The sequence below is a fragment of the Maribacter sp. LLG6340-A2 genome (assembly GCF_045057105.1).
GTDB lineage: Bacteria > Bacteroidota > Bacteroidia > Flavobacteriales > Flavobacteriaceae > Maribacter.
In genome coordinates, this window is the sequence record NZ_CP159332.1 from 2,941,283 (window position 1) to 2,955,081 (window position 13,799).

Below are 13,799 nucleotides of genomic sequence, written 5' to 3' on the forward strand. Positions count from 1 at the left end.
CGGTAAAAGAACATTTATGTACAACAAACATATATTAACACTTATATTTTTAACCCTTGGCTTTCAATTGGGCTTTGCTCAGGAAGAAGAGGAAAAAGACTTGGGTACAGAGACCGTAACGGTTACCAAGGCCTATACACCAACCGTATCAGATGCCTTTAAAATTAAATCGGTTCCCAATTTGAACGATTCTATCGTACTACAGAAAAAACCTATTACCTATAGCATTTTTTCGGTACCTGTTGCATCTACATTTACACCTTCTAAAGGAACGGCGTCTACCGTAGAGAAATTACCACCACCACAATTGTTTAATTCATACGCTTCTTTTGGAGCAGGAAATTATGGAAACGTGTTAGGGGAATTTTATACCAGTAGAACCATTAATAGAGATGAAAATTTTGATGTTGGCTTCAATCACTTGTCCTCACGTGGCGGTATCAATGACGTAGAATTGAAAGACACGTTTTATGATACTAGGTTAGATGCCTCATTTGCCAAACGCGATCGTGATTTGGATTGGGGAGCGGCCATTGGCCTTCAACATCAATTATACAACTGGTACGGAATTCCTGAAGGGGAATTTAGTGCAACCGATTTGAGCGGGATTGATGAAACCCAGAATTACTTTATGGGTGAGGCTGGTGCCCATATCAACGTAGAGGACGCTTATTTTAAAAGAGCTGATATTAAGTATCGTAGATTTTTTGATGCATTTAGTTCAGGGGAGAATAGGGCTATTCTTAATACGGGTTTTGAATTTCCTTTGAATGAAGAGGCATTTGCCATAAAGCTTAAGGTTGATTATGTTGGGGGTACATTTGCCAATGATGGGTATAACCCTACGGTAGATTCAGCACCAATTGACTACAGCAACTTACAGGCAGGTATTAATCCGGCCTTAAAAATGCTTCGTGATGATTTGTCTTTAAATTTGGGAGTGAACGTGGTGTACGGAATGGATTTGGAGAATAGCGAAAGCAACTTTTATATCTACCCGGCGGTAACGGCATCCTATAGATTGTTGGATGAATCTGTTATTGCGTATGGTGGTGTAACCGGTGAGTTAAAACAAAATTCGTATTATGATTTCGTAGAGGAAAATCCCTTTGTGTCCCCTACATTACTTATTGCGCCTACAGATAGTCAGTATAATGCCTATGTAGGGTTTAAAGGTCAGTTATTGCCAAATTTAAGTTATAACATTAAGGGGTCTTACGCAGCTGAAAATAGAAAACCACTATTTATATTGAACCCACAAGAGGATTCAAGAAGTGATGATAACGGATACTTTTTAGGCAATTCATTTAGGGTGTTTTATGACGATATAAAAACGCTGGGCATTTTTGGGGAGCTTAACGTAGATGTGAATCGTAATTTTACCTTAGGGGTTAATGCTGAGGTATATGATTATTCTACGGAAACGGGCAATCCGGCATGGAACCTGCCTAATTTAAATGCTTCCTTGTTTATGGATTATCAAATAGGAAAACAATGGTATATGGGCGCCAATCTCTTTTATGTTGGTGAAAGGGAAGATTTTTCTAGTACTACAAATTCAGGTGCGGCCGTTCCACAACCGGGTATAGATACCCCAATTACCTTAGAGGGTTATTTTGATGCCAATGCACATGTAGGATACCGATTTAATGATCAACTTTCTTTTTTTGTTAAAGGTGCTAACTTATCAAACAACCAATATCAGCGTTGGACCAATTTTAAGGTTCAAAGTATTCAAGTCCTTGGTGGCGCCACGTATAAATTTGATTTTTAAACACTTTCATATTCTTTACAAACCGCAAATCCTTGAGAAAAACTTGGATTTAGCGGTTTCTTTTTTTTAATAAATTTTTAACAATTGGATTAAAACCTTACACACCTAAGCTCGTAGGTAAGGGTGCCCAACTATTAATTAATATAATCCAATTTAATATGAAAAGATCAGTTTATTTATTTGCAATGTTAATTACATTGTTATTTGTAGCATCATGCAGTGATGATGATACTATAGAAGTTGTTCCACCAGCAGAAACCTGTGACGATGGAGTCATGAACGGTGACGAGACCGGTGTTGACTGCGGTGGTTCTATGTGTGAGCCATGTGAGGACGACATGACCGTTCTAGGTCGTAGAACAGAACTATTTGTCACTAACAATGACAATGGTAATATAACTAAATACAGCATTACAGGAGATTCTTTGGTGACTTTGGTGACCACATCTACCGCTGCAGAAGGTATTTATTATGATGCTTCTTCAGATGTTGTTGTGCAGGCATCTAGGTCTGCGTTGTTATTAGAAGCTTTTTCAGACGTATCTACACTTACTGACGGTACCACGGTAACTGCTGCCGGTACAGGAACTGCAGATTTGGAAAGCCCTAGGGAATTGGCCGTTAACGGTTCTTCCTATGTAGTGGCGGACAATGGCTCCAATCAATTTTTCGTGTACGAAAAAAGCGGTAACGATTTTTCTTTAACGAATACGGTTGAAGTTCCTTTCCCAGTTTGGGGAATTGCCTTTAAAGGAGATGATTTATATGCTGTAGTAGATACAACAGGAGATTTAGCTGTATTCTACAACTTTCTTTCCAATACTACTGATGGTGTTTTAAACCCATCTAAAAGAATTACCATAGAAGGTATTGTTAGAACACATGGTATTGTATATGATGGTTCTGATGATGTTATGGTATTGACGGATATTGGTGATGCTGCCAATGCCATTGATGATGGTGGTTTTCATGTTATTTCCGATTTTTCTTCCAAATTTGATGCGCTTTCTGACGGTGAATTATTACCGGTAGGAATGCAGGTGCGTGTTGCCGGACCATCTACATTAATGGGTAACCCAATTGATGTTGCCTATGATTCTGAGACAGATGCAGTTTACATTTCGGAAATTGGAAATGGAAAGGTTCTAGGATTTACTGAAATAGGTTCCGGTGGTAATTTGGCTCCTTCGTTTAACAAAGATTTGGCGTCAGCATCTTCAATTTACTTTAGTAGTGATGAAACTGATGGCAATACAGGTGAGTCTACAACCGCACGAACTACAAACTTATATGCGACCAGTACTGCCAATGGTAATGTTACGGTCTATGATGCTAACGGTGTAACTTTGAAAACGGTAGTAACCGGTTCAGATTCTACTGAAGGTATTTATTATAACGCCATGAACGATGCATTGATACAAGCTTCAAGATCAGGTATGGCTTTGGAGTATTATGGTTCTTTTGCAGCAGTGACCGATTTAGCAAATGTTGTAGCCAATTTCACAGGTGGTGCTGATTTGGAAAGTCCTAGGGAAATTGCTGTTTTTGGAAATAAAGTGGTGGTTTCCAGTAATACGGAGAACAAGTTCTATGTGTATGAATACAATGGTTCAAGTTTTAGTTTATTGAATACCTATGATGCCGGTTTTAATACTTGGGGCATTACATTTATGGGTAACACCCTATTAGCTGTAGTTGATTCTACGAGCGATTTGGCGGTGTATGAAAATTTCTTGACTGCCAATAGTGCAGATGGGGCCATTACCCCAACCAAAAGAATTACTATAGATGGTATTGTTAGAACACATGGTATTGATTACAGTGAAGCTGATGATGTTTTGGTTATGACGGATATTGGTGAGGCTTCAGATGCCAATACCGATGGTGGTTTTCAGGTAACTCAGGATTTTTCGGCAAAATTGGCCTCAATTGAAGATGGGGGTACCTTGGCACTTTCTGATCAGACCAGAGTGGCAGGTTCCATGACCGAGATGGGTAACCCAATAGATGTAGCGTATGACCATTACACAAAAACGGTTTTCATCGCGGAAATTGGTAATGGTAAGGTTCTTGGATTTTCAGATGCTTTGAACGCAAATGGTAATATTGCTCCAGCGGTAAGCAATGATCTTGAGTCTGCAGCATCATTGTACTTATACAACAACTAAAGGTTTTTGGTTAGGTTTTGGATTGTTGATAATGCCCTTCCCATTTTGGGGAGGGCATTTTTTGTATGTGATACTAGGAAAGCCCTATGGGTACTTTTTAGTATTTTAGGCTTCAGTATGAGCCTATGCCAGTAAATAATCTACTTAGATATATAGTTGTGCTGCTGCTATTTTTTGGCGGTACACGGGTTCATTGCCAGAATATGGTACGCAATCCAAGTTTTGAAAACTATGTAAAATGTCCGGTAAAATTAGGAAATCTTGCTCAAGATGTCACAGATTGGACGATGCCTACGCTGGGCTCCACAGATTATTTTAATGGCTGCAGTACGGCCATGGGTACGCCCAAAAATTTTAATGGAGAACAAGCGGCAGAATTTGGAAAAGGCTATGTGGGCTTTTATATGTTTGCCCCAGATGATTATAGGGAATATATACAAGGTGCATTAACAGCAACATTGCAAAAAGGGGAACGATATACGGTTACATTTTTTGTTAGTTTGGCAGAACGATCAGATTTTGCCGTAAAACAATTTGGTATACGTTTTTCAGAATTTCCGGTAACGGTAGAAACAACCAAAGTGCTATCCAACATGCATTTTTCCAAAATAGATGGGGATACCACCAACAAGCTGGAAATTAAATATTCAAAATTCTTTGATGATGAGGTAGAATGGGTCAGGCTTTCAAAGGAATTCGTTGCAAACGGAACCGAAAATTTTATAATCATCGGTAATTTTTACAATAATAAGCGTACACAGAAATATCAAACCAAAAGAAAACTGACCAATGGGTCTTACTATTATTTGGATAAGGTAATGGTTTCACCAACCAAAAGTATAGACCGTTCCAATGTGAATTATGAACTGGATAGTGTATTGGTCTTTAAGGATGTTCATTTCAATTTTAATAAAAGTACGTTTAGAACGGAGTATCAAAAAGAATTGAACACTATGGCTGCTTACCTTACAGATAATCCAAATTTAAAAATTACCATTACCGGCCATACGGACGCCCTTGGTACGGAAAAATTCAATAAGGAGCTTTCTGTTATGCGTGCGCAGCAGGTAGGTCATTTTCTTATGACTAAAGGGGTTGACAAGGATAGAATAAAAATTTCTGGTCATGGTAGTGCCCGGCCCATAGCTACCAATAACACAAAAGCCGGAAGATTACTCAACCGGCGTGTAGAATTTATTTTGAAAAACTAGTTAGTAATCAGAATATGATGTTGGGTATAATAGGTCTTTATCCAGTTTGTTCATATTGTTCTGATATTTTTTCATAGATGAAATTTCCTTCCATTTTGGTGAGTCGCCAAAATTTTTCCACAAAGCATCTCGTTTATTCATATCCGTAAATGTGGTCATGTACATAAGGTTGGGCATACGGTCACCTGAAATTACTTCTGCATAGAACACGGCGTTAAAGCCTAATTCGTTAAAAAGTGTGACTTCACCGCCTTGGTTGAACATGTGTACCTTGTTCTTATATAATGCCTCTGTAGGAGATTCATAACTTCTAAGTTCATATACCCTTTCTTTTCTTGGACCTTCCACCGTGGTAGGCTTCATTTTGGGCATATCCTCAAAAGCACGCATTAAAACTGAATTTATGCGTTCGTAAGGCGGATTGTCAAAGCTGGCATTGATGTAATCCGCCCCCTGTGTCAAATGCGCTTTGTCCAATGCCAATAGTTTTTCTGTACTTTCAAACTGGGCCAAGGTTTTATAAGGTATCAAGATAAATATTTTATTGCTGGGCCTATATTTATCATTATGCATTTTAAATACACCAACATAGGGGATGCCCATTCTTTTTAAAGCAGGTATATACGCTTTTTCCAAATATTGGTCCATTCGTTTTTCTTGGTGCGCATCTTTTATAGTATAGGTTTTAAGTTCGTAAAATTCTCTGTCTTGCCCGTACGCGGTATAGGAACAAGCCATAATAAAGATTGCCGTTAATTGTAATAATGATTTCAAAGTTTTCATAGTTGAATTGAGTATTTTTAGATTTAGAAAGTTAGGTATAAATTCTTAGATCCAAAATCAACACAGTTTTAATTTATGGTAACTATAATTTAAGTTTCCTTTGGTCATTAATTTTATGGGCTAATGTGTATAGCGTATTTTTACGGCCAGCAACCAACCTATGTCTAAACACCTATTTCAAAAACCTTTAATTGATCCCGCCAAGAGTCCCATTTTTTATGGATATATTATACTTTTTATAGGAACAATAGGAATTTATTGCAGTATACCGGGACAAACCATTGGAGTATCGGTATTTACGGATCCGGTGAAAGATGCATTGGGGCTATCCAGAAATCAGTTCAGTAATGCGTATATGATCGGTACTATTGTCAGCTCTTTGGTCATTGGTAGGGCAGGCGTTTGGTTTGATGTTTATGGGGCAAGATATGTTGCCTTTTTTGCAGCTATTTCTTTAGGGGTTACATTGTTCTTATGTTCATGGTCTGCGGTAATGAGTTCATTTTTAAAGGAGTTCTTGTCCGTTGATACATGGTTGGTGCCTTTTGCATTGATGACCGTATTATTTTTTATGCTTCGTTTTGCGGGTCAGGGCGTGTTGACGATGGCCTCAAGAAACGTGATTATGATTTGGTTTGACAAGAATAGGGGTAAGGTCAATTCCGTTAGCAGTGTTGCCCTTTCTTTTGGGTTTTCATCCTCGCCCATTTGGATCAATGGTTTAATAGAAGGGTACGGTTGGTCTCTAACCTGGCAATTTTTAGCGGTAGGGTTATTGTTGTTCAGTATTTTAATATTTGTTTTTTACAAAATCTCACCTGAAAAACATGGACTTCTTCCAGATGGTGTTAAACATTTGGATAAGGAGGAGGAACATAAAGTTTCTGCGACCAAACAATTTACATTGAAAGAGGCTAAAAAAGAACGTGCTTTTTGGATGTATGGACTAACATTGGCTTTTAATAGTTTTTTTATTACCGGTCTTACGTTTCACATTGTATCAATTTTCACCATACAAGGATTTGTAAAGGAAGATGCCATTTCAATATTCTTACCGGGCTCCGTTGTAGCTGTATCTGTATCAACATTGTTTAATTTTCTTAGTGATTACTTGCCCTTGAAACTATATCTCTATTTAATGTTATTGGGCGGTGTTTTGGCCTCTTTAGGATTCTTGCTGTTGTCTACCCCGGTGGGGGTACCTATGTTAATTGCCGGCTTTGGAACACTTGGTGGATTTTTTGCTGTATTGAACGCAGTGGCTTGGCCACGTTTTTTTGGAAGGGCCCATTTAGGAAGTATAACCGGTAAAATAATGAGTTTCTTGATATTGGCCAGTGCTTTGGCACCAAGTATCTTTAGTCTTTGTCTTTCTACTTTTGGCTCGTATAAAATGGTTGGGTTTTTAGGTTTGGCCTTTTTGCTTTTTTTGGCTATTGGATCTTTGAAGGCTAATAACCCCCAATAATGTTTTTTTAAAAACCTACTTTTTAATTCTAACCTATCGGTTTTATAGGTTTTTATAAGTGAATAGAGACAGTAAACTATTAGGAGATTTCATTGTCTTTTGTATTATATTAGTGTTTTATTGTAGGAAAAGGTAACGATGGTATTGGGTTAAAATAATTTACTACCATCTTAAAGAGTAACATATGAATGATATAATAGAGTTTTTGCAGAAACTTTTTGACACATCAGATTGGCCGCCAAGATGGGTCTGTGGTAAATGGAGCGATTTTCATGGATGGTTGTACGTAGGTAGCGATGTGGCCATATGGTTGGCATATTTTATCATACCCGTAGTTATTATTTGGTTTGTACAGAAAAGACCTAAGGTCCCTTTTTTACCGGTTTTTTGGCTTTTTGCTGCGTTTATAATCCTTTGTGGTGCCACTCATGTTCTAGATGCCATCATATTCTGGTGGCCGGCGTACCGGTTGAGTGCTCTAATACGGTTTTTAACGGCTATTGTTAGTTTTGCGACCGTTTTTGCCCTAATACGGGATTTGCCAAAATTATTGGATGCCAAGGCACCTAGTCCTGTTGATGATATTGAAAATTCTAGATTAAAGATGGAACTGGAGGAAAAGGATGCGGAAATAGCTCAGTTGAAAAAACAATTGAACATATAGGATTAGTATATGCCCATTCAAAAAACAACACCTCCTTATTTAAAAAATATCATTTTGTTTACCATTGCCCTTGTAATAGCGGCAGTAATTTACATTGTTGATATTAATGTTCCTTCAAGTATTGCCATAGGAAGTATTTACAGTTTGGTTATATTGTATAGCTGGATCTTGCCCACCAAACATATATCTATTCATATAGGGGCCCTATGTACTGTTTTAATTATTCTAGGTATGACGGAAAAATCCACGTCCTTGCCTCAAGGAAGCTTGGAAGGTTTCAATACGTTTATATCCATAATTGTAGTATGGGTAAGTGTAACCTTAGTGTCTGCGGCTAAAAGCGGATATGCAGGTTTGGAAAAAGTTCTGTCCCAGTTAGAAAATAAAGTTTACGATAGGACTAAGGCCTTATTAAAGAGCCAGAAAGAACTGGAAATAAGTGAACGTATCTACAGTTCATTGTATGAAAATTCCAATGAAATGTTGGCAAGTGTCAATATGGATAATGAAGTAATGAGATGTAATGAAACATTGGCAAATAAGCTTGGTTATACCAAGGATGAGATTTTGGGTAGGTCAGTTCAATTTTTACACCAAGAGGAAAGCATTTTTAATTTAACGAACACCCTTAAAAGTTTTAATGAAGGGGAAAATATTAAAAATGTAGAACTACAGTTGAAAACAAAATTGGGCGAGGTCATAGACGTTATACTAAATATTTCATTATCAAAGGATTATGGTGGAAACATAGCTTTGAAGCAATTTAGTTGGACCGATATTTCAGAACTTAAAAGGATAGAGAATGAACGAATTGCCTATGCGGAAACATTGGAAACAAAGAATAAGGAATTAGAACAGTTTGCATTTATTGCTTCCCATGATTTACAAGAGCCATTACGTACGGTAACCAGTTTTTCAGAGTTGCTGGCAAAAGAGTATTCAGCACAATTTGATGAAACCGGTAAGGATAGCTTAAATTTTATATTACAAGCTACAGGAAGAATGCAAAATTTAGTAAAGGCCTTGTTGGATTATAGTAGAATAGGAAAGGATGCAGAAATGCAAGAAATTAATTTTTTGGACATCATAGAGGAATTAAAAAAGGATTTAAGTTTAAAAATATCGGAAACCAATACCCATATTGAATATGATGTTATGGATGTACGGGTAATGGGTTTTAAGAATGAGTTGCGTCAACTTTTTTTAAACTTAATTTTAAATGCTATTAAATTCAGAAAAAAAGGAGTGCATCCTATTATAAAAATTAGATCCCAAAAAAAGGAAAAACAAATTCAGTTTTGTATAGAGGATAATGGTATTGGTATAGCCAACGACCATCAAGATAAAATATTTAAGATATTTAAGAGATTGCACTCACGTAAGGATTATGAAGGTACAGGTATTGGTTTGGCCCATTGTCAAAAAATCATAGATTTGCACAGAGGCAAAATTTGGGTAGAATCTTCCTTAGGTAAAGGAAGTAAATTTTTCTTTACGCTTAAAACATAACCATTATGATACCATTGAAAAAGAAATTAAGCTGCATCTTATTAATAGATGATGATCAAGCTACCAATTATATTCACACACGTGTAATCAAAAAGGCAGCGATTACGGATAAAATTGTTGAATTGGAAAGCGGATATGATGCCATTAAGTATTTAAACCAAACCGATTTTGAAGCCTATCCCAGACCGGATATTATTTTTCTTGATATTAATATGCCCGGTATGGATGGTTGGGAGTTCTTGGAAGGTTATGAAAAATTAAATCCAGAACAAAGAGGGAAAATTATATTGGTTATGCTGACCACATCCTTAAATCCTGATGATAAAAATAGATCGGCTACTATTTCTACCATTGACGGATTTAAAAATAAACCGTTGACCCATGAAACGCTTCAGGATATTATTGATGAATATTTCGCTGACCATAAATAAGTACGGACAGGAATTGTTGTAGTCAATCTTAATTGAGGATAAAATCAATAATGTATTTTTTAACTTCATTTATTAGGGGGTAAACCGCTTATCTTTACATAAAAACATTCTTATGGATTTAAATTTGGCAGTTTTAATAGATGGAGACAATATTCCTTCTGCATATGTAAAGGAAATGATGGAGGAAATTGCCAAATATGGTAACCCTACCATAAAGAGGATATATGGTGACTGGACCAATCCGCGTTTGGGAAAATGGAAAAATGTATTGTTGGAAAATGCAATTACACCCATTCAGCAATATGGCTATACCCAAGGTAAGAATGCAACGGATTCGGCAATGATTATTGATGCTATGGATATTTTATATTCTGGTAAGGTCAACGGCTTTTGTATTGTTAGTAGTGATAGTGATTTTACCCGTTTGGCAACTAGGCTTAGAGAGGCTGGTATGCAAGTATTTGGAATTGGGGAACGTAAAACGCCTAACCCTTTTATAGTAGCTTGTGATAAGTTTATTTATATAGAGATACTAAAGGGTAGATCAGAAGAAGAATCTATAGATACTAAAAATGAAGCCCCAACCAATAAAAGTACCGTAGATAAAATTACCCCAAAGGCCTTACGATTTATTGCTACTACCATAGATGATGTGGCAGACGATGATGGCTGGGCGTTTTTAGGTGATGTAGGTAGCTTGCTACAAAAAAAACAACCTAATTTTGATTCCCGCAATTATGGCTTTCAAAAATTGACCCCTTTGATCAATTCTATTCCTCATTTTGAGATTGAACGCAGGGAAGATTCTAAGGGGCGTAAAAAACTTATTTACGTTAAGATCAAGGAAAAAAAAGCTCCAAAATCTAAAAAGTAACCATACGTATTGCCATCGTAGCATTTTATAAGGCATTGGGCATGTAAAATATTATGTTAAAACTTGCGTTTTAACTTCATAATTGAATGTACAGACCAATGCTACTATCGCACACCGTTATTAAATTTATTTTTTTACTACAAGTTTGGACAGTCGCACCACAGGTAGTTAATGATAGTCTAGGTTTAGAGAAAAAGGATTCCATTGATCATAATGAGTTGTATTCGCCAGACACTGCTTTGGGGGTATGGCGCTTTTCATTTGGGAGCGAAAGTATCAATGAGGTATATAAGGACGGCGTGTTGTTCGTAACCAAGCAAAATGGTAAATATGATATTGCCATGAAATTTAAAAACGGAATTTTAACGGGGCAAGATGTCGTCATCAGTGAAGACTCCATTAAATTCAATGTTAATATTGATGGCTTGGAAAGGGTTTCCTTTGTACTTCTTTTAGACGGTAATCGTATTATGGGCCAAAGTTATTCTGCAAAGGGCGCAAGTAAGATTTTTGGGGTGCGCCAAGTGCCTGTGCGTTAAAGATTTAAATCTTATTTAAAAATTACTTAGTTTTCAATTTTATTTTAACATCTTTATAGTTGTTAAAAAGTTATTGTAGAACTAAACTTTCCAATTTTGAAAAAGCTCTTATTGCCTATTCTTTTCATTGCTTTATCTGGATGCGAATATTTTAAGGAGAAGGTTGATTTAATTATTGTAAACGCCAATGTGTACTTGGTAGATGATAATTTTGGTAAAGCCCAGGCCTTTGCTGTTCATGATGGTAAATTTTTGGCCATAGGCACAAACGAAGAAATTAGGGACGTATATACTTCTGATCAACTTATAGATGCGGACGGTAGAACTATTACACCGGGGCTCATTGATGCCCATTGCCATTTTTATGGTCTTGGACTTAACCAACAGATCGTAAACCTTGTTGGCACAACTAGTTTTGAGGAAGTGCTACAAAAAGTTCAGGATTTTCATGCCGCAAATCCAAAATCGTTTATAAGAGGTAGAGGGTGGGACCAGAATGATTGGGAGGTTAAAGAGTTCCCGACCAAAATGGAATTGGATACCCTTTTTCCAGATATTCCTGTGGCATTGGAACGGGTAGACGGGCATGCCTACCTGGTCAACCAAAAAGCGCTGGATATGGCGGGGATAGATTGGAGTACCAAAGTAGAAGGCGGGGAAATCCAAAAAAAATGGAAGAATGGGTTTTCCGGGATTACCGGGGTATTAATTGATAACCCAATGGGGTTAATTGATAGTATAATGCCTTTACCGACTAAGGAAGAAAAAATTCAGGCATTGAAAGATGCGGAGCGTATTTGTTTAAATCACGGACTAACCACCGTAAACGATGCCGGGATAGATAGGGAAACAATAGAACTTATCGATAGTTTGCAACAAGCAGGAGAATTATCCATTAGGGTATATGCCATGGTTAGTAACAATAAGGAAGATGTTGATTATTTTATTAATAAGGGGCCGGTAAAAACGGATCGGTTAAATGTACGATCCGTAAAAGTTTATGGTGATGGGGCATTGGGCTCTAGAGGAGCAGCATTGAAAAAGCCATACAGCGATTTACCTACACATTATGGGGCTATGGTAACCTCTGTGGAGGAATTAAATCGTTTGGCCAATAAATTGGCCATATCAGAATATCAAATGAACACACACGCCATTGGTGATTCTGCAAATATTACTGTTTTGCGGGCTTATAAGAAAGTGTTGGAAGGAAGTGAAGACAGGCGCTGGAAAATTGAACACGCCCAGGTGTTGGAGACAACAGATTTTGACCTTTTTAAGGAAGGTATTATCCCTTCTGTGCAACCTACACACGCCACAAGTGATATGTATTGGGTAGATGACAGATTGGGCGATCGGGTAAAAGGGGCATATGCCTATAAGACATTATTGGAAAAAGCAGGAATGGTGGCTTTGGGTACGGATTTTCCAGTGGAGGATGTAAGTCCTTTTTTAACTTTTTATGCAGCGGTAGGTAGAAGGGATACTAAAGGGTATCCAAAAGACGGTTTTCAAATAGATGAAGCGTTGACCAGGGAAGAAGCATTAAAAGGTATGACGATTTGGGCGGCATATTCAAATTTTGAAGAGCATGAAAAAGGTAGTATTGAACCGGGGAAATTTGCCGATTTTGTAATTTATAGCGAAGATATAATGACTGCCCCATTAGAGAATATTCCGCATATTCGTGCAGAGCAAACTTTTGTAAACGGTGTAGTACGATAAAAAAAGCCCGGTTAATTTTTAACCGAGCTTGTTCAATTTTATGTATTCAAGATTAAATTTCTATAGGAACGGCAACTCTAGTTTTGTCCCATCCCATAACCATATGGGCTCCACCTTCAACTTCTTTAAAAGCAATTGAAAACTCTTCAAGAGAAGCAGCATCGGATCCATTAGGAATTTTGACACGGGCAACATCTGCACTTTCGTCATAAAAATAAGAACCCCATTGGTTTAAGTTTTTGTTCAGAATTACGGTCCATTCTTTTTCTCCAGGAATGGTAAATAAGGCATAAGTACCGGCTTTGATATCTTTTCCGCCAAATTTTACATCCTTATAGAATGTAATTTCAGGAGCTTCATTGGCTCCGGTCCTCCAAACTTTTTCCGCTGGGGCAAGTTCTGCCATAGAACGGCCTTTAAGTTGTGGTCTACTGTATATAATACGAACGGCTTTATCAGCTATTTTGTAATCACTGGGAAAAGCGGCCATATCCATCGGACTTTTATCAATTCCGGAGAAATCTTGCGCTGTGGATACCGTTGTCAGTAATAGCGCGAACATACATGTTGTAAGTAAAATTAGTTTTTTCAAAATAGTATAATTTAAGTGCCCTAAAATTAAGTAGATTTCGCAAGTTGACTTGGTAAAAAGA

12 protein-coding genes are annotated in these 13,799 nt (G+C 37.3%); 10 read left to right on the forward strand and 2 right to left on the reverse strand.

Annotation, left to right across the window (positions count from 1 at the left end; genetic code table 11):
• Positions 1-16 precede the first annotated feature (16 nt).
• The 3 genes from ABVM52_RS12345 to ABVM52_RS12355 all read left to right on the forward strand — a co-directional run bounded on the left by ABVM52_RS12345 (position 17) and on the right by ABVM52_RS12355 (position 5,153).
• Positions 17-1,774: a TonB-dependent receptor gene (locus ABVM52_RS12345; protein ID WP_405380920.1), complete on the forward strand. Its 1,758-nt coding sequence runs from the start codon at positions 17-19 to the stop codon at positions 1,772-1,774.
• Positions 1,775-1,932: 158 nt separating this feature from the next.
• Positions 1,933-3,942: a hypothetical protein gene (locus tag ABVM52_RS12350; RefSeq protein WP_405380922.1), complete on the forward strand. Its 2,010-nt coding sequence runs from the start codon at positions 1,933-1,935 to the stop codon at positions 3,940-3,942.
• Between the two features lie 125 nt (positions 3,943-4,067).
• Positions 4,068-5,153 carry an OmpA family protein gene (locus ABVM52_RS12355; protein WP_405380924.1) on the forward strand — a complete coding sequence of 362 codons (1,086 nt, stop codon included), beginning with the start codon at positions 4,068-4,070 and terminating at the stop codon, positions 5,151-5,153.
• Here ABVM52_RS12355 and ABVM52_RS12360 read toward each other — a convergent pair whose 3' ends face one another.
• Positions 5,154-5,936, reverse strand: a complete 783-nt coding sequence (locus tag ABVM52_RS12360) for an NIPSNAP family protein (RefSeq protein WP_405380926.1) — start codon at positions 5,934-5,936, stop codon at positions 5,154-5,156. It abuts the gene before it with no gap.
• A 160-nt stretch (positions 5,937-6,096) separates the two neighbouring features.
• Here ABVM52_RS12360 and ABVM52_RS12365 point away from each other — a divergent pair, with 160 nt between their 5' ends.
• The 7 genes from ABVM52_RS12365 to ABVM52_RS12395 all read left to right on the forward strand — a co-directional run bounded on the left by ABVM52_RS12365 (position 6,097) and on the right by ABVM52_RS12395 (position 13,146).
• On the forward strand, positions 6,097-7,404 hold the full coding sequence (locus ABVM52_RS12365; RefSeq protein ID WP_405380928.1) for an MFS transporter: 1,308 nt from the start codon (positions 6,097-6,099) through the stop codon (positions 7,402-7,404).
• A 184-nt stretch (positions 7,405-7,588) separates the two neighbouring features.
• Complete coding sequence (locus ABVM52_RS12370) at positions 7,589-8,068, forward strand: hypothetical protein (RefSeq protein WP_405380930.1); 480 nt, start codon at positions 7,589-7,591, stop codon at positions 8,066-8,068.
• A 9-nt stretch (positions 8,069-8,077) separates the two neighbouring features.
• Complete coding sequence (locus ABVM52_RS12375; RefSeq protein WP_405380932.1) at positions 8,078-9,577, forward strand: ATP-binding protein; 1,500 nt, start codon at positions 8,078-8,080, stop codon at positions 9,575-9,577.
• Positions 9,578-9,582: 5 nt separating this feature from the next.
• Positions 9,583-10,008, forward strand: coding sequence for a response regulator (locus ABVM52_RS12380; RefSeq protein ID WP_405380934.1), 426 nt, complete (start codon positions 9,583-9,585; stop codon positions 10,006-10,008).
• 112 nt (positions 10,009-10,120) lie between these two features.
• On the forward strand, positions 10,121-10,882 hold the full coding sequence (locus ABVM52_RS12385) for an NYN domain-containing protein (protein ID WP_405380936.1): 762 nt from the start codon (positions 10,121-10,123) through the stop codon (positions 10,880-10,882).
• A gap of 86 nt (positions 10,883-10,968) precedes the next feature.
• A complete protein-coding gene (locus ABVM52_RS12390) occupies positions 10,969-11,421 on the forward strand; it encodes a hypothetical protein (RefSeq protein WP_405380938.1) in 453 nt (150 codons plus the stop codon).
• A gap of 96 nt (positions 11,422-11,517) precedes the next feature.
• On the forward strand, positions 11,518-13,146 hold the full coding sequence (locus tag ABVM52_RS12395) for an amidohydrolase (protein WP_405380940.1): 1,629 nt from the start codon (positions 11,518-11,520) through the stop codon (positions 13,144-13,146).
• Between the two features lie 52 nt (positions 13,147-13,198).
• On the opposite strand, the gene ABVM52_RS12400 is transcribed toward ABVM52_RS12395, so the two are convergent.
• The gene (locus ABVM52_RS12400; protein ID WP_405380942.1) at positions 13,199-13,738 is read right to left on the reverse strand and encodes a DUF2911 domain-containing protein; all 540 of its coding nucleotides are present in this window, start codon (positions 13,736-13,738) and stop codon (positions 13,199-13,201) included.
• Between the last annotated feature and the right edge of the window lie 61 nt (positions 13,739-13,799).

Excerpts from the sequence above, each read along its gene's own strand:
- ABVM52_RS12345 (WP_405380920.1), top strand. The coding sequence starts at position 17 with ATGTACAACAAACATATATTAACACTTATATTTTTAACCCTTGGCTTT.
- ABVM52_RS12350 (WP_405380922.1), top strand. The coding sequence starts at position 1,933 with ATGAAAAGATCAGTTTATTTATTTGCAATGTTAATTACATTGTTATTT.
- ABVM52_RS12355 (WP_405380924.1), top strand. The coding sequence starts at position 4,068 with ATGCCAGTAAATAATCTACTTAGATATATAGTTGTGCTGCTGCTATTT.
- ABVM52_RS12360 (WP_405380926.1), bottom strand. The coding sequence starts at position 5,936 with ATGAAAACTTTGAAATCATTATTACAATTAACGGCAATCTTTATTATG.
- ABVM52_RS12365 (WP_405380928.1), top strand. The coding sequence starts at position 6,097 with ATGTCTAAACACCTATTTCAAAAACCTTTAATTGATCCCGCCAAGAGT.
- ABVM52_RS12370 (WP_405380930.1), top strand. The coding sequence starts at position 7,589 with ATGAATGATATAATAGAGTTTTTGCAGAAACTTTTTGACACATCAGAT.
- ABVM52_RS12375 (WP_405380932.1), top strand. The coding sequence starts at position 8,078 with ATGCCCATTCAAAAAACAACACCTCCTTATTTAAAAAATATCATTTTG.
- ABVM52_RS12380 (WP_405380934.1), top strand. The coding sequence starts at position 9,583 with ATGATACCATTGAAAAAGAAATTAAGCTGCATCTTATTAATAGATGAT.
- ABVM52_RS12385 (WP_405380936.1), top strand. The coding sequence starts at position 10,121 with ATGGATTTAAATTTGGCAGTTTTAATAGATGGAGACAATATTCCTTCT.
- ABVM52_RS12390 (WP_405380938.1), top strand. The coding sequence starts at position 10,969 with ATGTACAGACCAATGCTACTATCGCACACCGTTATTAAATTTATTTTT.